General features: G+C 36.8%; 18 protein-coding genes. 8 read left to right on the top strand and 10 right to left on the bottom strand.

Annotated features, from left to right (window positions below):
- Positions 1–58 precede the first annotated feature (58 nt).
- Positions 59–631 carry a nitroreductase family protein gene (locus ABC382_RS13400; protein WP_274795431.1) on the top strand — a complete coding sequence of 191 codons (573 nt, stop codon included), beginning with the start codon at positions 59–61 and terminating at the stop codon, positions 629–631.
- Between the two features lie 51 nt (positions 632–682).
- Here ABC382_RS13400 and ABC382_RS13395 read toward each other — a convergent pair whose 3' ends face one another.
- Positions 683–2065: a dipeptidase gene (locus tag ABC382_RS13395; protein ID WP_274795432.1), complete on the bottom strand. Its 1383-nt coding sequence runs from the start codon at positions 2063–2065 to the stop codon at positions 683–685.
- Between the two features lie 264 nt (positions 2066–2329).
- Complete coding sequence (gene epsC / locus ABC382_RS13390) at positions 2330–3256, bottom strand: serine O-acetyltransferase EpsC (protein WP_322611212.1); 927 nt, start codon at positions 3254–3256, stop codon at positions 2330–2332.
- 439 nt (positions 3257–3695) lie between these two features.
- Between epsC and ABC382_RS13385 the strand changes: the two genes are divergently transcribed.
- Positions 3696–4853, top strand: a complete 1158-nt coding sequence (locus ABC382_RS13385) for a M20 aminoacylase family protein (protein WP_322611213.1) — start codon at positions 3696–3698, stop codon at positions 4851–4853.
- 34 nt (positions 4854–4887) lie between these two features.
- The gene (gene dpaL / locus ABC382_RS13380) at positions 4888–6081 is read left to right on the top strand and encodes a diaminopropionate ammonia-lyase (protein WP_322611214.1); all 1194 of its coding nucleotides are present in this window, start codon (positions 4888–4890) and stop codon (positions 6079–6081) included.
- Positions 6082–6301: 220 nt separating this feature from the next.
- Here the strand turns inward: dpaL and ABC382_RS13375 are convergent, their stop codons facing one another.
- The 3 genes from ABC382_RS13375 to ABC382_RS13365 form a co-directional block, all read right to left on the bottom strand.
- Positions 6302–7207, bottom strand: coding sequence for an AraC family transcriptional regulator (locus ABC382_RS13375; protein WP_274795436.1), 906 nt, complete (start codon positions 7205–7207; stop codon positions 6302–6304).
- Positions 7208–7346: 139 nt separating this feature from the next.
- Positions 7347–8090: an SDR family NAD(P)-dependent oxidoreductase gene (locus tag ABC382_RS13370; protein ID WP_322611215.1), complete on the bottom strand. Its 744-nt coding sequence runs from the start codon at positions 8088–8090 to the stop codon at positions 7347–7349.
- A gap of 20 nt (positions 8091–8110) precedes the next feature.
- Positions 8111–8866 (bottom strand): SDR family NAD(P)-dependent oxidoreductase, encoded by a 756-nt coding sequence (locus ABC382_RS13365; RefSeq protein WP_322611216.1) that lies wholly within the window; start codon positions 8864–8866, stop codon positions 8111–8113.
- Positions 8867–9056: 190 nt separating this feature from the next.
- Between ABC382_RS13365 and ABC382_RS13360 the strand changes: the two genes are divergently transcribed.
- Both ABC382_RS13360 and ABC382_RS13355 read left to right on the top strand, forming a co-directional pair.
- Positions 9057–10181, top strand: a complete 1125-nt coding sequence (locus ABC382_RS13360; RefSeq protein ID WP_322611217.1) for a helix-turn-helix domain-containing protein — start codon at positions 9057–9059, stop codon at positions 10179–10181.
- A 302-nt stretch (positions 10182–10483) separates the two neighbouring features.
- Entirely contained in the window at positions 10484–11032 is a 549-nt protein-coding gene (locus tag ABC382_RS13355) for an RNA polymerase sigma factor (protein WP_155592487.1), read from the top strand.
- Between the two features lie 474 nt (positions 11033–11506).
- On the opposite strand, the gene ABC382_RS13350 is transcribed toward ABC382_RS13355, so the two are convergent.
- The 5 genes from ABC382_RS13350 to ABC382_RS13330 form a co-directional block, all read right to left on the bottom strand.
- A complete protein-coding gene (locus ABC382_RS13350) occupies positions 11507–11953 on the bottom strand; it encodes a MarR family winged helix-turn-helix transcriptional regulator (RefSeq protein ID WP_274795440.1) in 447 nt (148 codons plus the stop codon).
- 23 nt (positions 11954–11976) lie between these two features.
- Complete coding sequence (spx, locus tag ABC382_RS13345; protein ID WP_274795441.1) at positions 11977–12381, bottom strand: transcriptional regulator Spx; 405 nt, start codon at positions 12379–12381, stop codon at positions 11977–11979.
- 395 nt (positions 12382–12776) lie between these two features.
- Positions 12777–14342 (bottom strand): ABC-F family ATP-binding cassette domain-containing protein, encoded by a 1566-nt coding sequence (locus ABC382_RS13340; RefSeq protein ID WP_274795442.1) that lies wholly within the window; start codon positions 14340–14342, stop codon positions 12777–12779.
- Positions 14343–14376: 34 nt separating this feature from the next.
- Entirely contained in the window at positions 14377–14562 is a 186-nt protein-coding gene (locus tag ABC382_RS13335; protein ID WP_274795443.1) for an SE1832 family protein, read from the bottom strand.
- Positions 14563–14760: 198 nt separating this feature from the next.
- Positions 14761–15807 (bottom strand): PseG/SpsG family protein, encoded by a 1047-nt coding sequence (locus ABC382_RS13330; protein ID WP_274795444.1) that lies wholly within the window; start codon positions 15805–15807, stop codon positions 14761–14763.
- Positions 15808–16038: 231 nt separating this feature from the next.
- On the opposite strand from ABC382_RS13330, the gene ABC382_RS13325 reads away from it, so the two are divergent.
- The 3 genes from ABC382_RS13325 to ABC382_RS13315 all read left to right on the top strand — a co-directional run bounded on the left by ABC382_RS13325 (position 16039) and on the right by ABC382_RS13315 (position 21447).
- Positions 16039–16872, top strand: a complete 834-nt coding sequence (locus ABC382_RS13325) for an oxidoreductase (protein ID WP_274795445.1) — start codon at positions 16039–16041, stop codon at positions 16870–16872.
- A gap of 125 nt (positions 16873–16997) precedes the next feature.
- Positions 16998–17552 carry an NADPH-dependent FMN reductase gene (locus tag ABC382_RS13320; RefSeq protein WP_274795446.1) on the top strand — a complete coding sequence of 185 codons (555 nt, stop codon included), beginning with the start codon at positions 16998–17000 and terminating at the stop codon, positions 17550–17552.
- A 112-nt stretch (positions 17553–17664) separates the two neighbouring features.
- Positions 17665–21447 carry a DEAD/DEAH box helicase gene (locus tag ABC382_RS13315; RefSeq protein WP_322611218.1) on the top strand — a complete coding sequence of 1261 codons (3783 nt, stop codon included), beginning with the start codon at positions 17665–17667 and terminating at the stop codon, positions 21445–21447.

The raw sequence follows: 21447 nt of genomic DNA, 5'->3' as shown, positions 1-21447 counted from the left end.
TGAAAGATAGAAGAGATAATTTAAATATGTTGTCTTGTGGTAGAAGGAGAATAGATATATGAGCGAACAAATTTTATCTGTTAGAGATGCAATTATGCAACGACGATCCATTAAAAAATTTAATGGTCAGCCTGTAGAGCGTGAAGATTTAATGGCTATTATTGATGATGCAGTATGGGCCCCGAATCACGGTAACCGAGAGCCTTGGCGCTTAGTTGTAGCTTGTGGAAAGGAAATTGTAGATCTGCATCATTTATTACGTGACCTGACTATTCCAAAATGGCAGGAGCTTTCAAGTGAAGATTTAGCAAAGCAAATGATGAAGTTTACATTACCAGGTGGTTATGCCTTTGTTATCGTCCCAGAGGATGCACGTCAAAAAGAGCGTCTAGAAGATTACGCTGCTGCAAGTACCTTCATTCAGAATATACAATTATTGGCGTGGGATAGAGGAATCGGCTCTTGCTGGAAAACACCAGCGTTCTTAGACAATCCAAAATTCCGTGAGGCCCTGAAAGTTCAACCAGGAGAGCGTGTCATTGCCATGCTACAAGTTGGCTATTTTGATGAAGTGCCAAAAGGTAGAGAACGCAAACAGGCTGCTGAAATTGTCACTGTGTTTGGTGAGTAACAAAAAATCCCTTCGCTAAAAAGCGATGGGATTTTTATTTGTTAGAAACTATTATTTTTGTAATTCAGCAACCTCGAATAAATAGTCACTTAAAACACGTAAGCCTTTATCGAAGTTTTCTAGATGGAAGTGCTCGTTTGGTGCGTGGAAGTTTTCACTTGATAGACCAAAGCCCATTAACACCACAGGTAATGCTAAAATTTCATCAAATGCAGCGACGATAGGAATAGAGCCACCACCACGTGTGTAAGCAGTTGGTACATTATACACTTTTTCGTAAGAACGTCCTGCTGCTTGGATAAATGGATGGTCGAATGGAGTTAAGAATGGACGACCTTTATCGAATTCAGAAATGTTAATTTCCACACCAGCAGGCTTATGCTTTTCAACATGCGCTTTTAAAAGGGCGACAATTTCATCAGGCTCTTGGTTTGGAACAAGACGACATGTGATTTTAGCGCCAGCTTCAGCAGGTAAAACTGTTTTGATGCCTTCACCAGAGAAACCACCAAATACACCATTCACCTCAAGTGTTGGACGTGCCCAAGTTCGTTCTAAGTATGAAAACCCTTGTTCACCGAATAATTCTTTTACGCCAACTTCCTGTTTAACTGATTCTTCATCAAACCCAAGTGCAAGGTAAGCTTCACGTTCTTCCTCTGTTAAAGGCAATACTTTATCGTAGAAGCCATCAACTTGAATTGTTCCATGTTCATCACGGAAGGATGCTAAAATTTCAGCTAATGCATGAATGGCATTTTGTACGCCACCACCGTAAAGTCCAGAGTGTAAATCTCCCTTAGCCCCACGAACATCAATTTGAATGCCTGTTAAACCACGTAAGCCATAGCAAACCGCAGGCTTACCAGGACCATAGAGACCTGTATCAGAAATTAAAATTAAATCTGCTTCTAATTTTTCCTTATTTTGCTCTACATAGGCTGGTAGGTGTGGGCTGCCGATTTCTTCTTCGCCTTCATAAATGAATTTAACGTTAACTGGTAAAGTCCCCGTTGTCGCAAATAGTGCCTCAATCATTTTTAAGTGCATAAACACTTGCCCTTTATCATCACTAGCACCACGAGCAAATAATTTATTGTCGCGAATTGTAGGATTAAACGGCTCACTATCCCATAAATTTAATGGATCAACCGGTTGCACATCATAGTGACCGTAAAATAAAATCGTTGGTTTTCCTTCAGCGTGTAGCCAATCTGCATAGACAACAGGGTGCCCAGCTGTTTGGGTAATAGAGATATTTTCAAGATTTAGTTTCTCAAACGCACTAGCTAACCATTGTGCGGCATGTTGGATATCTTCCTTATGTTCAGATAAAGAGCTAATACTTGGAATTCGTAAAAATTCCTTCAATTCATTTAAATGTGCTTCACGATGTTCTACAAAATAAGCATCTAATTGCTGTAAATTAGTCATCTAGCATCCCTCTTTCTAATATTTCGATAATAGAAATAGTATAGCATATCAAAACTCGAAAGTATTGATAGCTGCGATTCTGATTTTATGATTCAGAGGGAGTAATTTTTTCTTTCAGCATAGATGCCTGTTTCATATATAAAAGACACTGTTGGCTCAACAGTGTCTTTGGGAGGATCTTCGCCACCGGGGGTTAATTCGGTTTGGTGGAGATCTTTTATTTGTTAGCTCATCTATGAAATTTGTAGGGAAGATGAGTTTATATTAACTCTTTTTTGTTTTACTGCTACTAATGTTTGGTGATGGTGGTGAGTTGTAGACACGTGAATAGGGTGGGATTGAATTCATTAGCCAAATATTACTGCCTAGCACTGAATCATGGCCGATCGTCGTCTCGCCACCTAAAATTGTTGCACCTGCATAAATAACGACATTATCCTCGATATTAGGATGTCGTTTAATTCCTTTAATTGGATTACCATTTTCATCAAGAGGGAAGCTTAATGCCCCTAATGTAACACTTTGATAGATTTTGACGTTATTGCCTATGTTACATGTTTCACCGATAACGACCCCTGTGCCATGGTCGATAAAGAAGGATTCTCCAATTGTTGCCCCTGGATGAATATCGATTCCTGTTAAACTGTGTGCATACTCTGACATAATACGTGGCACAATCGGTACTCCCTGTTCATATAGCTCGTGTGCAATACGGTGAATATATACAGCTACGATTGATGGATAGCTTAATAAAATCTCCTCTGTAGAAAGAGCAGCCGGGTCACCGTTGTATGCTGCCTGAATATCTGTTTGCAAAATTTTACGGATATTCGGGAATTGTGAGATTAACTTCATTACAATACGGTCCGCATCCTCTTGACACGTGCAGTTGTCTGTATCGTTATTATATTCCATATTGTAAATTAATACTTTTTCAATGATATCACGTAAATCTAATGCCGTTTCACGCAGTTTATTACTACTTACAATATTAATTCGAGTATTATCGATCGGTGGAGCCGTATGAATACCTGGGAACAGCACTTCGTGAAAATTATCTAAAATTTTATAAATTTGATTGCGCCCAACAAAGCCTATTGAATTTTCGATATCAACATATTGCCGGTTAATATCGTTTAATGAACTTGTGATTTCTGGAACTTTTTCATTTAGCCAATCATTTAAATTCATAAATAAATCACACCCTTCACTTTCATAATATAAAAATACTGATGTAATAAAAGTATATAGCATTTCATCCATTTATGAGATAGTTATTCAAATTCTTTTAACAAGTATTATTTGAGAAGAAGTGTAATAAGTCTATATACAATATTTATATTTATTTGTAGATTACTTTTTTATTTACCTCTGAAAAACTTGTAATTAAAAGGGATTCTCCTTTTGCTGTCGTTTGTTTATCCCCGCTAAAATGAACATACCTCAATATATTTATAAAATTAAATAATAACCTTATATATTTTAGAATTAACTAAAGATTAAAATGCCTGTAGAGGGAGGAGAGTATACTAAAAGTTTCATTTATACAAATCACAAAGTAGGGGGATGGCAGCATGGAATTCCTTGTTGTGATAATCGGAATTATTCGATAAAAATCAGGGGGTATATGATGAGTAACGCAGAATTTAAAAAACAACTACAAGAATGGCGACAACAATTACACAGAATTCCTGAGACTGCTTTCGAGGAAGTAAAAACATCGGCTTATATAGCACAAGAACTCAAAAAGATGGGTTTAGAGGTACATGAAAATATCGGGCGTACAGGTGTTGTAGCAAGCCTTACTGTTGGAGAAGGGAACGGGATTATTGGATTACGAGCTGATATGGATGCATTAAATCTAATGGAAGTGAAGAAACTTCCTTATCGCTCAGAACATCAAGGAAAAATGCATGCATGTGGACATGATGGTCACATGACTACTTTATTAGGAGCCGCTAAATTACTTTCTACTCGAAAAAACTTTAATGGTACTGTTCGATTCATCTTTCAACCTGCTGAGGAAATTGGAAAAGGTGCTCAAGCGATGATGGACGATAAATTATTTGAACGCTTCCCAGTTGACGCAATTTACGGCCTGCATAATATGCCGGGATTACCAGTTGGAACGATTCATACTAAGTCAGGTCCGATCATGGCTAGCGAAGATAACTTTGTTATTCGAATTAAAGGAAAAGGCTCACATTCATCAAGTCCACATATGGGTATTGATCCTTTAGTAATAGCAGCAGAAATTATTCTTGCACTTCAAACAGTAGTGTCGAGAAATCTAGATCCGCTTCAAACAGCAGTTGTATCATGTACAGAAATTCATTCAGATGGAATTCGAAATGCAATTCCCTCTAATGTAGAAATTAAAGGAGATACGAGGAGCTTTACTCCAGAAGTTCAAAAACTTTTAGAAGAAAGAATGAGAAGTATTTGTGAAAGTATATGTGCCATGCACGGTGCAGAGTGCGAATTTGAGTATACTCATGAATTTTCACCGACAATTAACTGGGATGAATGCAATGAAACGGCTATCATAGCAGCTAACAATGTTGTTGGTGTAGAAAATACAAACAGTGATTGTGTACCAATCATGGCCTCGGAGGATTTTGGTAAATTTATAGAGGAAATTCCCGGCTGCTTTGTATTCCTTGGAAGTAAAGATGAAGATGAAGAAGTCATTCCACTGCATAACTCCCATTACGATTACAATGACGCAATCTTAGAAACAGGTGCTGAATTCTTTGCTGAAATTATTAAACTATGTCTAGCAAAATAATAGATTGCTTACAGAGAATTGGAGATGATTAAATATGAAGTTAGTAAAGCTTAATAGAAAGAAAAAACCTAGTATTAACATTGATTTTTTAGGCGTAGAGGAAGCTCAAAAAGTGCATACATTTCACAAAAGTTTCCCACAGTATGAACCAACACCTTTAGCTGTTTTAAATAAGTTGGCTCAGGAATTAAATGTTAGCAAAGTATTTGTCAAAGATGAATCATATCGCTTTGGATTGAATGCATTTAAAGCTTTAGGTGGTTCCTATGCGATTGGACAACACTTAGCAAGTCAATTAAATATTGATCCTGCCAATGTAACTTACGACAAGCTTGTTTCACCTGAAGTGAAAGAAAAATTAGGCGAAATAACTTTTATTACTGCAACTGATGGAAATCACGGCAGAGGTGTCGCATGGACAGCAAAAAAATTGGAACAAAAATCTGTTGTATATATGCCTAAAGGATCTTCTGAGGAAAGATTACAACATATTAAAAACTTAGGAGCTAATGCATCTATTACTTCTGTTAATTATGATGATACGGTTCGTTTAGCTGCTGAACATGCTGAGAAAAATAATTGGGTATTGGTCCAGGACACAGCATGGGAAAACTACGAGGAAATACCAAAGAGAATTATGCAAGGCTATATCACAATGGTGGTAGAAACATATGAGCAGCTTAAGGAGATAGGTGAAAAGCCTACACATATCTTTATTCAAGCTGGTGTTGGCTCACTAGCAGCAACAGTTCAAGGTTTCTTCGCAAACGTTTATGGTGAAGAGCGCCCAATTACCGTTGTTGTAGAACCAGACAAGGCAAATTGTATATTTAAAACGGCCGAAGCAAATGATGGTGAACTACACTATGTAAAAGGTGATATGGATACCATTATGGCAGGGTTGGCTTGCGGTGAACCAAGTACATTAGGTTGGGAAATTTTAAAAGATTATGCTGACGCCTTTCTTTCCTGCCCAGACAACATCGCTGCTCAAGGAATGAGAATTTTAGCAGCACCGATTAAGGGTGATGTACAAGTTATTTCAGGTGAATCTGGGGCAGTTGGGGTAGGGGCTGTAAGCGAAATTTTAAGACGAAGCCAGTACGCAGAATTAAAGGAACAATTAAACCTTACTGCAGATTCAAAAATTCTATTCTTTAGCACGGAAGGTGATACGGACGCCACACATTATAAAAAGGTTGTATGGGATGGGGCATATTCAATATAAACCATCCTATAGGAGATAGCATAATGAGTATTGAAAAAGTATCAACAGATAAGGCATCAGCGGCAATTGGTCCTTATTGACAAGCAATTAAAGCTGGAGATTTTTTATTCGTGTCATGGCAGCTTACTATAAACCCTAAAACAGGAGAGTTTCCAGAAGGGGGAGTAATATTTTCCTAAATTAAAGGTTTAAGTCCGTTGTTTAATAGGACTTAAACCTTTTAATTTGAAGGTCCGTTATTTAAAATCTTTTTTTGATAGGCTAATGGAGTCGTACGCATTATTTCTTTAAATTTGCTAATGTAATAACTCGTACTATTAAATCCTACTTGATAAGCGACTTCCGTAACAGAAAAATCACTTCGCTGTAATAAATATAAGCTTTTTTTAATGCGATAATCGATCACATAATTCAAAGGGCTCATTTTAAAATATCGTTTAAAATATCTACAGCATTCCGATTTACTAAGCTGCCCTGCACGTGCTATATCTGCTAACGTTATCTTTTCCATATAATATTGATGAATCCAACTTAGCATTCCTTTAACTCTATTGTTTTTCAATTCTTCTGATTCTATAAATTGTAATTGAAAACCACTAGCGATTAAATTCCTCCAAATAAACGTTAACTTAATTGATATATCAACCTCATATTTTTGTGGTTTTTGATCAATATATTGATATATTTGATAAATAGCATTTAAGATATTCTTTCCCCAAAGTTCATCCGTATTTATTAGGATATAGGGTAAATTAGTTGCTTCTATATACGGTTTTACATAAATATTATAGAGCTCTTGCGATAAAATATAGTGAGGAGAGACGTTTAAGCAGATAAAAGTGCAACTTGTATTACTTTTTGACATATGCAATCGACCGCTATTTATAAACAAACCATCTCCTTCTTTAAGTTCGATGTATTCCTCATTTACTTGAAAAATTCCTTCACCCTGTAAAACGGAAACAAATTGAATTTCTTCATGCCAATGAAGGGGAACGTAACCATATATATGATTAGAGTTATCGTTTGAGATGACTGATTTATAGCATGCAATGGGCATAACAAAAGTATGATGTTTTGTTAATTCTCTTAAATTTTCATCAGTTGATACAATAATCTTTTGCATAAGTATCACCCCAATACTTTTCTTTTGGATTATTATAATTAATTTTTTCTTTTTTTGTCACTTATGTTAGCTGGTTTTCAAACCTAAAAAAAAGCGCCTGAAATTCGGAAAAAAACCGAATTCAGACCCTTTATGTTTATTAATGAGCAGTGTAGCCACCATCGACAAGTAGAGTTGTACCATTGACAAAGCTTGAGTCGTCGCTCGCTAAGAAAAGTACAGCTTTGGCAATTTCTTCTGGTTTACCAAGACGACCTTGAGGATGAAGGGACGCTAAATATTCTTTCTTTTGAGCATCTACTTCAGCAAGTAAGGGTGTATCAATATAGCCAGGACATACTGCATTTACACGAATGCCTTGTTTAGCGTAAGCTGTACATAAATTTTGAGTTAATAATTTTACTCCGCCTTTTGCAGATGAATAGGCTGTAGGATTTGGTAAGGCAACGAAACTATGAATGGAACCAGCATTGACAATAACGCCACCAGTTCCTTGGGCAAGGAATTGTTCAATTGCATATTTATCAGAAAGAAATACACCTGATAAATTAATATCAATGGTTCTTTTCCATTTTTCGAACGATAGCTCATGTGCCGGTGCATCATCTGCTACGCCAGCATTTGCATACATAATATCAAGTTTACCGTATTTATTAACTGTTTCCTTAATCATATTTTGAATGTCTTCTTCGTTTGTTACATCTGTTTTTATGAATAATGTATCAAAACCTGCACCATTTAATTCTTCTGAGATACTTTGACCACGGTCAGAAAAATCGGCAATGACTACTTGGGCACCTTCTTGGACAAAGAGGCGTACTGTAGCCTCACCGATACCACTAGCACCGCCTGTTATGATCGCTACTTTATCTTGTAATTTCATTTTAAAGACCACCTTTATTGTTATTTTGCAGTTGCTCCACCATCAATAACGAATTCAGCACCGGTTGAGAATGAAGATTCATCAGAAGCTAAAAATAGAACGGTTTGCGCTACTTCTTTGACAGAGCCTAAACGACCTAATGGGAACAAGTTTTTCCCTAACTCATCTTTAGAGCTTCCTATTGATGCTGATGCATAATCTGCCATACCTGTATCAATATAGCCAGGATGAATAGAGTTGACGCGTACACCATATGGGGCATATTCCATTGCGGCATCTTTAGTCATAATGCGAACAGCGCCTTTACTAGCTCCATATAATACATGTCCAGAAGCGCCTGTTAGACCAGCAATAGAAGAAGCATTTATAACAGAACCTTTATTTTGTTTAGCCATAAGTGGCATAATGTGCTTCATACCTAGGAAGACACCTGTTACATTAATGGACATTAAACGATTCCAATCAGATAGTTCGATCTCAGCGAGTGGTTTAATAATATAAATACCCGCATTGTTGAATAGGATATCTACTTTGTTAAATGTTTTTATTGTTTCGTCCGCGACTTTTTTCCAGTCATCTTCATTGCTAACATCATGACGAACAAATAATGCTTCTCCGCCAATAGCTTGAATATCTCGGATTGTGTCGTTACCAGATTGTTCATTTATATCAGTAATGACTACTTTTGCTCCTTCTTTAGCAAATAATAGTGCCGTTTCTTTCCCGATTCCTGTACCTCCACCTGTAATAATGGCTACTTGATTTTCCAGTCTCATTGCTAGCACGCACCTTTCATTATTTCGGTTTTATGGTTACCTAAGGATTCAAAAGTATTCGCATTGTTTAGCGATACTTTCATCTTACTCCTTTCAATTTGAAATACTATCCTATAAGATGCTGTATAATATAGTGAGTGAATATCCTCCATTTATAGGGGTATTTTAGTGTGAAGGAGAAGATTTTCCTATGACGCATCCGTTTCAGTCAGTTGAAGAAGTAACACTGCAGGAATTTGTGTTATTTATTAAAATTCATCATAAACAAATTGAAGAGAATACAAATATTTATCTTAATCTAGATCCTTCTATAGCCGAATCTGATCAAAAAAGGGTAGCTATGCTACTGGATTCGTTTTTACGCTTAACGACACATACAAACATTGATGAATTAAATGAAGATGATAAATCATTTTTTACTACGTGGCTTCAATCACAGCTGTCTATTATTGATAAGAAGAGCTTTAATTTATTTCAATTAATTTTTGAGAAAGCATTGATTACCTTTATGATTCAGCAAAAGAGTAGCCGAACGAACGCCATCTTAATGTATGTGCTATCAAAATTTACGTTTCTAGTACAGCTTTACTATGGGGGAGATCACAATGCTAATTATCGATCTACAGATAATCAGGAATTGAAGTATTTACAGTTACTGGATAAGCTTGATAAATTGTTGATTAGTTCCACAGGTTATCAGGACTTAGCCTATATTTTAAAAAAATGCGAAGAGTATTTTAGTTATAAAAGATGCGTTTTTTACGCTTATGTCCCATGGTCCAATCAATTTTATGGAGTTATTGGAGCAGAGCTTTCTAAGGTGCAAAGTATGAAAGGGCAGCTAACTGGGGATAACACGATACTTAGTTCAAAAAAACCCATTTATTTAAAAAACCCTAAAAATTACGTGAAGGAGGAGCATATTCAGTTATTTAATTTATCCTCCATTATTTTTATCCCTATTATGCGACGAGACCAGTTATTTGGATGGCTGACATTCGATCAGCTAGGTGAAGAATTTGATTGTACAAAAGAAGAGTTATTGCTTCTAGAAGAAGTGGGAAATCGTCTAGGGTTATTTTTATCGCGTAAGGGTGAGAAGGTAGAAAAAAATACAGAGCTACATTTAACAGAAAGGGAGTCAATGATACTTGGCTTGCTTGCTGAAGGCTATGACAATAAAAAAATTGGCGGTTTCTTGTTTTTAAGTGAGCATACAGTCAGAGATTATGTAAGTAGTCTAATGACAAAACTCAAAGCGAAAAATCGAACACAGGTCGTTGCCTCTGCTTTTCGTCTAGGACTGTTAAGCTAAACAAACACATGCACTTCTGCTAGGAGTGCATTTTTAGTATGTTGTCTACCTAAAATGTCTCAACACCTTTCTGAAAATAATTATTATTTAAAATATAGTTATGAAAATAGGGAAGTATTGTCATCTAGTTATCCGCTGCAGGGAAAGAAATATAGTAGTAAAACAATTTTTACGAATATTACAAGCAAAAGCGTTTAAGCTTACACGATTGTAATGAAATTGAAAGCCAATGCGATAGAGTGTAATACATTATTTTGCGAGAATGTGTATAGAAGCAAGAACAAGAAGCGGAGGCATACACAATGAATGAAAAATTAGAAGGCGTATACGAGGAGTACAATCGTTATATATATCACTTATGTTTAAAACTAACTCGCAATAATGTAGAAGCTGAGGATTTAATGCAAGAAGTTTGGGTTAAGGTTGTACGCTATGAAGACAGCGTTGCTGAGGTGGAGCATATTAAAGCTTGGCTGACAACTATTACAATGAATACTTTTAGAGACCGCTATCGTAAAAAAGTGCGTCGTAGTAAATATATGATGAACCAACCTGAAACATTAGACGTACCGATTTTAGATTTGGTTCCCAATAATGATATTTCAACAGAAGAAAAAATTGAAAAGGATATTGTCACAAAACTAGTCCAAGATAAAATGGAGCAATTAGATGCCATTTATCGAAAAACTTTATGGTATTTCTACATAGACCAATATTCACTTGCAGAAATCTCTACGATTATGAAAGTTTCCATAGGAACTGTGAAGTCTCGTTTGTTCCGTGCAAAGGCTCGTTTAAAAGAAATGCTCATGTCGGATACAGCTATTGTGGAATCTGTGCTACCAGCGTAATAAAAGCCGATTGGTCGCCTACCACAAGTACTTAGACAGAAGTATTCGTTCGGCTAATCAAAAAAAGATGCATTCGCAAATATTTGCGAATGCATCTTTTCATGTTGTGAAAGAAATGAGGTAACTAATAGAATAAGACCTTTTGACTGGGCTGATTTTCGTTCCGCCAGCTCCCATTTCAGGAGAGAGTCCGATGAGTCATTTCACTTTGTTCGCTCAAGGGTCTCATCTGTGAGGCATATCCCATAGAAGTGACATTGTCTCCTCTCCAATCAACTAAGCTACAAAGGCTTTATGCTCATTATAACTATTTTTAGAGAAAGGAAAGGCTCTCTATAATTAGTCACAATAACAATAAAATGAATAAACACTTTCATTTTGTATGCGAGACCTTTGCCGAAAAATAACATTTTTTTGCGAAAGGGTAAGCCTTTTTTACCTTTTACAAAAATGCTATAGATTGTTTTGAGTTCTTTATTCTGATCGATTCGTCTCAACATCCAATAGACATTTAGAAAAAATATTTCGTAATGTTTGCAGTTCTTCTGCTGTTAGCATCCCAAACATATTGTTAATAATTTCGCTCACTTGTTGACGAGATTCTTTTAGGATATTTTCTCCTTCAGCAGTTATGACAAGTTGAGAAGCTCGTCGGTCTGTAGCGTGCTGTGTTTTTTCAATAAAGCCTCCATTAATAAGCTTTGTTGTTAACACTGTGACGCCACCAGTGGTTACTTTTAACCGCTCAGCAATAGCAGAAGGGCGTTTTGGGCCCTCCTGCGATAAGTAGTCTAAAATTAAAATATGGGATTTTGAAAAGCCGAGCACATTATGATTATTCCACTCGTTTGCCCACTTACGCTCAATAGATGAAACGACTTCAAACAATGAGGTAATGGCTTTTTGTTTTTCTTGATCCATAGAAGGTCATCTCCAAAACTGTTTTAGCTTTCTTGTGCCAATCTTGTCATCGCATTTAATTCGTATGCACGCACTTTACGTGGGATAAAACGACGGATGTCCATCTCATTGTAACCAACTTGAATACGTTTTTCATCTATTAAAATAGGGCTTCGCAACATTCTTGGGTGTGCCTGGATAATAGCGAATAGCTCTTGAATAGAAAGTTGTTCAATATCGATATTTAAGTTTTTAAAATCATTCGAGTTAGTTGCGATAATTTCATCTGTGCCATCTTCCGTCATACTTAGAATTTCTTTAAATTCTGCAAGAGTAAGAGGGTGAGATGTAATACGTTTTTCTTTATATTCAATGTTGTGATCTTTTAACCATTTAAGTGCTTTTCTGGATGAAGAACAGCTCGCTTGTGAGTAAATTGTAACTGTCATTCTTCATTCCTCGCTTTCTTTTTTAGATTATATTTTACAAATAGCTTATTAGTAAGTTAAGTGGTCTATATATATCTTACTAGTAAGCTATATATAAATCAATAGTTAATTGAAATATTTTCTCAATAGCAAAATATTTTTTTAGTTATATTAAGTATACGAAGCATACAGCAAAAGGTTTCATTTATTCAGCTTACAATGATGTAAGTATAGTGTCTTGGTGTAATGAGTTTTGGGTTACCCACGGGCTTGTCCTAGAGGAGAGAGATTATAAAATATAAATGTAAATTGTTAGTCCACTGATTATATTATGTTTAAAGATGTCTAATTATACATAGTAATTTCAAAAAAATTAAAAGAGCAGCCCCTATAATATGTGGGAACTGCTCTTGATATTAGCTTTGTTGTCCAGAAGTGAACCAATCTTGTACATTCCAAACCTTTGTTACTAGCCCGTCATAGAATTCTGGTTCATGGCTTACTAGTACGATGGTGCCTTTAAATTCTTTCATAGCACGTTTTAGTTCATTTTTTGCATCTACATCTAAATGGTTTGTCGGTTCGTCAAAAAGAAGCCAGTTAGCTTCTTCCATCATTAATTTACATAAACGAACTTTCGCTTGCTCACCACCAGATAATGAATTGAGTGGGCGTGTAATATGGTCCGTTTTTAAACCAGCTCTTGCTAAAGCGGCACGAACCTGCGCTTGTTCCATAGAAGGAAAGGCATTCCACACATCATCAATTGGAGTGATTTTCTCTGCTTTAACCTCTTGCTCAAAGTAAGATGGATAAAGGTAATCACCTCGAACCACTTTCCCACCAAGGGGATTAATTTTCCCTAGCATCGTTTTTAGTAATGTTGATTTACCTACACCATTCATGCCAACTAGCGCGATCTTTTCGCCACGTTCAATGGCAAAAGTCAGTGGAGGAAGCAATGGCTTGTCCTTATCGTAACCTATGACTAAATTTTCAGCCTCTACAACATAGCGGCCAGATGAACGTGCTTCTTTAAAACCAAATTCAGGTTTTACAGCCGTCTCTGGTCGATCAATTCGTTCTAAACGATCGAGCTGCTTAGCACGAGATTTTGCACGTCCAGTAGTAGAATAGCGCGCTTTATTTTTAGCGATAAAGTCCTCTTGTTTCTTGATGAATTCCTGTTGCTTTTCATATGCTTCAATATGCTGGCGTTTATTAATTTCAGCAAGCTCTAGGAATTTTTCATAGGTTGCTGTATACCGCGTTAATTTGGAAAACTCAAGTTGGAAAATAACATCCACTGTCTCGTTCATAAATTCTGTATCATGTGAAATTAAGAGGAATGCATATGGATAGTTTTTTAAATAGTTCTTTAGCCAAGTAATATGTTCCTCATCTAAATAGTTCGTAGGCTCATCTAGTAATAGGACTTTCGGTTTTTCTAATAACAGCTTTGCTAGTAAAACCTTTGTACGTTGTCCACCAGAAAGGGCAGCTACATCACGTTCTAAGCCAATGGCATCAAGACCAAGTCCGCGTGCAACCTCTTCAATTTTCATATCAAGAGAATAGAAATCGCCCGCATCGAGTGCATCTTGAACTTCCGCCATTTGCTCTAGCAGAACCTCTAATTCTTCAGGTGATGCTTCTGCCATTTTCCCTGTAATGTCATTTAGCTCTTCTTCTTTTTTATATAATGGTAAAAAGGCATCGCGTAGCACCTCACGCATTGTTCTGCCAGCAGTTAGTACAGTATGTTGGTCAAGATACCCATAATGTGTACCAGGAAGCCACTCAACTTTTCCTGTATCATGAATTGTTTGCCCCGTTATGATGCCCATTAATGTAGATTTACCTACACCGTTAGCTCCTACGAGTCCAATGTGATCACCTTCTACTAATCGAAACGAAACATCTTTAAAGAGTGTACGATCACCAAAAGAATGACCTAAATTTTCAACTGTTAATATTGCCATATTAGTTCCTCCAACTATCCTTCGTGTTTACATTTTATAGTTCAGCTAATTGTTTATTAAGTTCTGCTAGCTTAGCTTCCATATTAGCAAGGCGTTGCTCTGCTTTTGATACCTGATCGTTGTGCCCAGTAGACTCTAATTTTTCGATATCACCTTGTAAATTCATATAGTCCATTTTTAACTCTTTAATTTGGTATTCAATATCGCTTTTTGTTGGCATGATTATGACTCCTTTATGAGAATGTTTGTATAGCGAATGCGTGTAAAAGCGATGGAGGTTTTTTTGAGCCCCCACCGCTTATAATTTAAATCAATCGGGTTCTGATAATTTTTGAATCTGCCTATGTTCCAACTTTCACAAGAAGAGCTGGAGTGAAAAATTCTTATATATTGTATCATAATCATCTTCGAAGTAGCACTAAGTAGAAGCGATATTATGACGATCATAAGCAAAATCTAAAAGTAAAGCTTGGAGTGTTTCGTTGTTTGCTGCAAGATTGAGTTGTCGCTGCTTTCTTACAGCCCGTTCACTGCGAGCTTCATGTAAAAGGAACTCCATAACAGCATTTTGGATTTGTGATTGCTTCATTTTACGACCAAGTCCAAGATGAATGAAGCCGTTATGCTCCCGAGGGAAAGCATGTAGTAGTTCAGCTTCAGTTTGTGCAAGTGTAATGCAGGGCACACCATAAGAAGCAATTTTATAAGGTGTATAGTTAGCATTACAAATAATGACATCAGCTTTCGGTAATAGTTTAAGGAGTGCGTTTTTATCGCGAAGAATAGCGGTATTGCGACGACTTAGAACCATCATTTGCAAATCATCTGTTGCATGGCGATAGCTATCGTCAATCATAACTGTAATTTGTAGTGGGATTTGTAGTTGAGTTAAGTGTCGAAGTGTTCGGTAGGTTAAATTATGCTCGTCCCCATCTTCGAAAGCAACAACGATATGGGGAGGGTTTTCAGGTGTTTTATTGTCAGGGATGTCGTCAAACTGTTGATAAGCTTCTGGTAGTGCAAAAACAAAACTTCCGCCAATATAATGCGACGGTAAATAATCTTTAACTTCTTGATAGAGTGCTAGTAATACACAATCACAGGCTTGACCACCTTCACCAAAGTCATCGAAGTGAATAATGGTTTTACAGAAAGGTCGTAAATCTTGTACTTGCCAGCTTTCAGAGTTACGCCCATCTCTGACAATTAAATCAGGCTGAATTCCTTTAATTTGCTTAGGCAGTTCGTTAAAATGGTCAAATAAAATAGGAGAAAGACCTTCATTCATTAAAATTTGAATACCTTCATTCGAAGGAGTCTTTACAAATATAAGAACTTTCTCATTAGTAAGTAGCTTAGCTAATGTTGAAACCCGTTCAAAAGGATACAGCCCTTTATCAATACAGCTTTCAATAATGAAAACAATCGTTTTTTTTGGTTCAATTGCTTGCGTTTCTTTTTGCAAATGTATCCCACCCTTTCCTCTGTCTCTTTAAATTATGGCGAAGAAAGAACAAGTATGTGTAAAATTTAGGATTTGGTCACGATGGACTTTAGAGAATCTTCTAAATTGCTATCTTGAAGGACATCATAATTAACTTTTTAATCATCATAAAATTGGTCGATATATATAGTAAGGCCAAGATAAGGAAAGAAACATACGTTAATGTAAATTATGGAGAAGGAGGGGAGAAGCATGAGCATGCGTGCGGCGATTGTTGTAGGGGCAACAGGTTTAACGGGTTCCTCTCTTGTTGAACAACTATGTAACAATAATGAATATGTTTCAGTAACAGTTATTGCACGGAGAAAGCCAACTTTTACACATCCAAAGCTAGAAGTGAAAATTTGTGATTTTGATCAGATAGAAGAACAAGATATTGAATTTGCTCATGAATTGTATTGTTGCTTAGGAACAACTATAAAAAAAGCAGGTTCTCGTGAGATGTTTGAAAAGGTAGATTTTGAATATCCATTAGCAATTGCCTCCTTAGCAAAAAAACGTGGCATTCCTCATTTTATCGTCATCACAGCAATGGGAGCCAATGAAAATTCGCCTTTTTACTATAATCGGGTTAAAGGAAAACTAGAGCATGATTTAGTGGAGTTGGGTTTACAGAGGCTTTCTATTATCCGACCATCACTGTTAGTAGGAGATCGGGATGAATTTCGATTAGGGGAAAAGGTAGGAGAAAAACTATTAAAGTTTGCACATCCTCTACTAATAGGACCTTTTAAACGCTCTAGAGCAATTGATGCCTCACAGGTGGCTAAGGCTATGATCATCATTGCCTTATATGGTAAGCAGCAGTCAGTCACTATTTATTCGTCAGATGAATTAGCAACATGCGAGTATCCCGAAGCTTCAGAAGATACCATTTCAAGAGAGGTATTATTTAACTGGGATAAGCTACATGAAGGCGAGAAAGTAAATCGTGATGTAGTTATTAATCGAGATAAATATAAGCTTGAGGAAACAGTTATTGATAAGGAAGTCCATTTTCGGCATCGCGATCAAGAGAAAAAATAATGTAAATAGTGTTTCCGTTCCGCCTAAAGACTGAAATTGTTCCTTTCCACACTACAATTCTTTCCGAGCCACTTTTCATTTGTTACAATATTATTGTAGAAGATGAATGTGGAGGCAAAGTAAAGATGAAAATTTTACTCGTTGATGGCACAATGTTTGGTCGTAAAACAGGTGCTATTTTAGAGCAAGTGGAACAATATATTAAAGAATTAGATGCTAGTTTCGAGTTAGAAATGATGCATTTTAGTCAATATAAGCATCAAATTGTGGATGGTTCACCACTCAACGATGATATGAAGAAAATGATTCAACAATTTGAGGAAGCAGACGCTTATATTATTGCAACACCTATTTTTCAAGCGTCCATTCCAGGTGTTTTGAAAAATGCTTTCGACTTCTTACATCCTAAAACAATGCGTTATAAGCCAGTATCCATTGTTGCGAATGGAGGCACATATCAGCACCATCTTGTAGTCGAAAATCAATTAAAGCCGATTTTGGATTACTTCCGTGCTCTTGTAACGCCTAACTATGTATATACACACACATCACATTTTGATGCAGATAATAAAATTGTAGATGAAGATGTGCACAGCCGGTTACGTGAATTAGCACGTGTATTTGTTCAATATTGCGAAATGAGCAAGAATTTGCCGAAGGAAACAATTGATCAACATTAAAATAACCCTTGTACGGTGGTAAGAAATCACTGTGCAGGGGATTTTTCTTTGTAAGTATTCTTTTGGGATGTGATAAAATAAAACTTTAGTGACACAGGAGGGAGGGCTGCTCATGCAGGACATCGCTTTACTAGAAAAACAACGCTGTAATCTTATTTTGACCAATAAGGCGAAGGAAGCGGTAGAGGAATGCTCAGCAAACGAGCATGCCTTTTTTGCGTTACAAAGATCTTTTACCGTCTATATTGAAAAACGGAAAGCTAAAACAGTTGGTGAAACATTTTTATCCATCTATTTTAATGCGCAAGACAATGAAAAATTACACGATTATCTTGCTGAGAAAACCGTTATTATGGATTGTGTGCTAAAGGTGGAAGGATTGCTAGCGACAAATATTCGTTTTGTCCATATGCGTGGGCCAATCAATACGAATCGTCGATTAGCAGCTGCCTTGCAATTTGTTACAAAACCTAACAATGGTGCAGGTATTCCACTAGAGCTTCATACGAAAATAAGACAGCTTCCAATAGCGGAAGAACGTACAGAATATGTAAAAAAACGTATAGCTAGTTGGGAAGGCTATTTAAAAATCCAAGAACGCGATGCGACCATTGACGATATTCATAGCGAATTTAAGCAAAGCTATTTTAACGAGGATTTTACACGGTTAACCATTGTATGTCCCTACATAAAGAATAAAGAATGGAAGCAGTTAGAAGGATTAAGTGTAAGCATTCAAGGGGTTCGCGGTGAAATTGGACAAGTTTTAAAGGCGAACGCTGGAAAGCAAACAGCTGAAATTGATTTAAAACCTTTCGTTCAGGATTTAGCTCGTAAAGATCAGCTTAATCTACGCTCGAAACAAGTAAGTTTCAGTAATTTTGCGACACTAAGTCAAATTAGAAGACTACGCAACGGCTTTACAAAGCTAGAGAAGGGAGAGGCAGTGAACCCTAATCTAGAAACAATCCTGTTTGAACGGCGTCCAACAGTCAGAGCGTCCAAGCTACGAGAAGATATTGAGTTTCATAATAACTTAAATGAATATCAACGACGCGCTGTTTTAGGTGCATTATCTGTTGAGGATTTATATGTTATACAAGGTCCTCCAGGTACGGGGAAAACAACCGTGATTTCAGAGATTTGTCAGCAAAATGTAAAGGCAGGTTTAAAAACACTTGTTGCGTCGCAATCAAATTTAGCAGTCGATAATGCATTAGGACGGTTGCTATCCAATCAAGAAATTCGTATTTTACGATATGGTAGAACGGAAAGTATTGAGGAGGAAGGCAAAAAGTTTATAGAGGAAAATGTAGCTCTTCAGTGGCGGGAACAAACATTGGCGGCAATTGAAGAGGCCATATTGGTATTCCCAGAACGTGAGCAAGAGTTAAAAGCAAACGTTGAAAAAGCACAAAATGAACTAGCAAAATTAGAGCAATGGCTAGAGCAACTAAGACAGGAAATAGCTGCAAAAGAGCAAGCGGCTATTGATGAACCTATTTTACAGCAGGAAATTCAAGCATTAAAAAAAGAATTAAAAGCTGCTAAGGCGGATCAACAGTCAAGTGAAGCCCAAAAAGATCATTATGAGAAACAGCTTGCACAAATTGAACCAATTGTACAGCAGCTTGAGCAGACACTTGCAGATTATCCTTCTGTTGAGCAATTACAACGTACGATTCAAGAAACTACACGTAAAGTGGAACAACTAGAAGCGGCAGCTCAATATAAGGAATTGCAAGAACAAAAGCAGCAGCTAACACAGCAATTTCAAGAAATTCAACATAAATATGAAATCGAAAGTAATCGACTAGTTATCATGAAGGAAGCACAAAAGTATATCCATACATTAACATCCTTTGAGCTAATCGAGCGATTTTTACAACATTATCAAATTCGCCCTTCTCATGTACTGTCACATCAAATGAATCGCTTACAACATTTAGAAGATGCCAAAGATTTAGAGGCATGGTCCACAATCAATGCGCGTCTACAAAAGGCAATTGCGAAGTTAGAGGCTTTAGTTACTCATGAAGTCAAGGAACGAGCATTTGCTAAAAGTAGATTGCAACCAGTACAATCGTTTTCTTTGCAAAACCTTACAGGTGTATTCGCACAGTTAAACACTGCGTTTCAGGATGGCCAAGCACCAGCAAATGATATGATCGAAAGTTATTTGCTTGGGCTATATATGCGTCGTGATTACGTTTGGCAAAAGGGAGTAGCACTAAAACAACAACAAGAGCATAAGGATCAGGAATACGATTCTTTCCGAAAAAATCTCATGACTTTAATTCATCAGGAGTGTGCAATAACTAGCTTTGATGTGCAAAGTTACCAACGACAGCTGCAACCATTTTTACAGCATACAGAGCGTTTACAACAATTAGCAAATACTTTTCAAATTGCTGAGGAGCCAGAAGAATCAGTTGAATATTTAAAGATACTTTCAGCACAATCTCGAGAAGCTCTACAGCAAGCAAGTAAGCAGCTAGAGACAGTGGAACAGGCAAAAGTTCAACTAGTGCCAAAGCAAGCCTCACTGAAGACTGTCACAACAAGCTTACATGATATAGAGCAGCAGCTAGCACAAATGGAAGAACGGATAAAAGACATTAATATAGCTGGATTGAAGAAAGAAAAGCAATTAGCAACATATACAAAACTTTTGCAATCAACGCCAGAGAGAACGGCTGAAGAGGTGATGGAAGCTATTCAAACTTCCAAACAAGCAATTGAAACATTGCACAGGCAGGAAAAACAGCTACCACTTCGCAAAAAGCTACAAGAACAGTGGCGTGAAAAACTTCAAAACGCAACAGAGTATGATTTAGATGAAATTCGAAAATTGTATGTGCGTCATGCGAACGTTATTGGAACAACATGTGTAGCGTCCGCAAGTAAAGAATTTATGGAGAATTATCCTACTTTTGATGTTGTCGTTATTGATGAAGTTTCAAAGGCTACACCACCAGAGCTACTATTACCAATGCTTAAGGGAAAAAAAGTTATTTTAGTAGGTGATCATCATCAGCTACCTCCACTGTTAGGAGACGATACGCTGGAGGAAACTTTAAAGGCGATGCTAGAAGAAAATCCGAATTTTGAAGGCGCACAAGAATTGAAAAATCTATTACGAGAGTCATTATTTGAACGTTTATTTAATAATCTGCCTCCAACACATAAACAAATGCTAGCACTACAATATCGTATGCATGAAAAAATTATGCAAAGCATCACACCATTTTATGCGAAGGAGGAAAATGGTTTACAATGTGGTTTACCAGATTCAGATGCAGCAAGGGATCATGGCTTAGAGGGGCAATTTGTAAAACGACATGATCATTTACTTTGGATTGATATCCCTACTGAAAAACCTTATTTAGAGGAGCAAGTTAAGGGTGGAACAAGTCGTTATAATGAAGGAGAGTTACAAACAATCCGTCATATTTTATTAGACTTAAATGATGCAGTTAAGGTAGCAAAAGAAGCAGGACGAATACCGCAAGACGCAAAGAAAAGTGTTGGTGTCATTAGTTTTTACGGTGAGCAGGTAAAGAGAATAAATCGTCTCCTACAGCAAGAATTACAGCTACCGCATTTGCAGTTTAGAACAGGAACAGTTGATAAGTTCCAAGGTATGGAAATGGATGTTATTTTAGTGAGTATGGTTCGAAATACTCCTAAGGGGGGAGACATCGGCTTTGCAAAAGATTATCGTCGCTTAAATGTCGCGCTATCTCGTGCCCGTGAGTTACTATTGCTTATTGGCAGTGCTGAAATGTTTGCGAAACGTGCAAAACATCAAGATACAAGAGAAATGTATACTAATTTATTAAATACAGTAAAATCCTACAACGGCTTGCGTAATCATGAAGGATTGGTGATGTAG

This window comes from Lysinibacillus phoenicis (assembly GCF_047238325.1).
Taxonomy (GTDB): domain Bacteria; phylum Bacillota; class Bacilli; order Bacillales_A; family Planococcaceae; genus Lysinibacillus; species Lysinibacillus irui.
The sequence above is the reverse complement of the archived record's forward strand: the minus strand, read 5'-3'. Positions and strand labels throughout refer to the sequence as shown.

What these genes read in the sequence shown, in the direction of transcription:
- ABC382_RS13400 (WP_274795431.1), top strand. Translation starts at nt 59, where the DNA reads ATGAGCGAACAAATTTTATCTGTTAGAGATGCAATTATGCAACGACGA.
- ABC382_RS13395 (WP_274795432.1), bottom strand. Translation starts at nt 2,065, where the DNA reads ATGACTAATTTACAGCAATTAGATGCTTATTTTGTAGAACATCGTGAA.
- epsC (WP_322611212.1), bottom strand. Translation starts at nt 3,256, where the DNA reads ATGAATTTAAATGATTGGCTAAATGAAAAAGTTCCAGAAATCACAAGT.
- ABC382_RS13385 (WP_322611213.1), top strand. Translation starts at nt 3,696, where the DNA reads ATGAGTAACGCAGAATTTAAAAAACAACTACAAGAATGGCGACAACAA.
- dpaL (WP_322611214.1), top strand. Translation starts at nt 4,888, where the DNA reads ATGAAGTTAGTAAAGCTTAATAGAAAGAAAAAACCTAGTATTAACATT.
- ABC382_RS13375 (WP_274795436.1), bottom strand. Translation starts at nt 7,207, where the DNA reads ATGCAAAAGATTATTGTATCAACTGATGAAAATTTAAGAGAATTAACA.
- ABC382_RS13370 (WP_322611215.1), bottom strand. Translation starts at nt 8,090, where the DNA reads ATGAAATTACAAGATAAAGTAGCGATCATAACAGGCGGTGCTAGTGGT.
- ABC382_RS13365 (WP_322611216.1), bottom strand. Translation starts at nt 8,866, where the DNA reads ATGAGACTGGAAAATCAAGTAGCCATTATTACAGGTGGAGGTACAGGA.
- ABC382_RS13360 (WP_322611217.1), top strand. Translation starts at nt 9,057, where the DNA reads ATGACGCATCCGTTTCAGTCAGTTGAAGAAGTAACACTGCAGGAATTT.
- ABC382_RS13355 (WP_155592487.1), top strand. Translation starts at nt 10,484, where the DNA reads ATGAATGAAAAATTAGAAGGCGTATACGAGGAGTACAATCGTTATATA.
- ABC382_RS13350 (WP_274795440.1), bottom strand. Translation starts at nt 11,953, where the DNA reads ATGGATCAAGAAAAACAAAAAGCCATTACCTCATTGTTTGAAGTCGTT.
- spx (WP_274795441.1), bottom strand. Translation starts at nt 12,381, where the DNA reads ATGACAGTTACAATTTACTCACAAGCGAGCTGTTCTTCATCCAGAAAA.
- ABC382_RS13340 (WP_274795442.1), bottom strand. Translation starts at nt 14,342, where the DNA reads ATGGCAATATTAACAGTTGAAAATTTAGGTCATTCTTTTGGTGATCGT.
- ABC382_RS13335 (WP_274795443.1), bottom strand. Translation starts at nt 14,562, where the DNA reads ATGCCAACAAAAAGCGATATTGAATACCAAATTAAAGAGTTAAAAATG.
- ABC382_RS13325 (WP_274795445.1), top strand. Translation starts at nt 16,039, where the DNA reads ATGAGCATGCGTGCGGCGATTGTTGTAGGGGCAACAGGTTTAACGGGT.
- ABC382_RS13320 (WP_274795446.1), top strand. Translation starts at nt 16,998, where the DNA reads ATGAAAATTTTACTCGTTGATGGCACAATGTTTGGTCGTAAAACAGGT.
- ABC382_RS13315 (WP_322611218.1), top strand. Translation starts at nt 17,665, where the DNA reads ATGCAGGACATCGCTTTACTAGAAAAACAACGCTGTAATCTTATTTTG.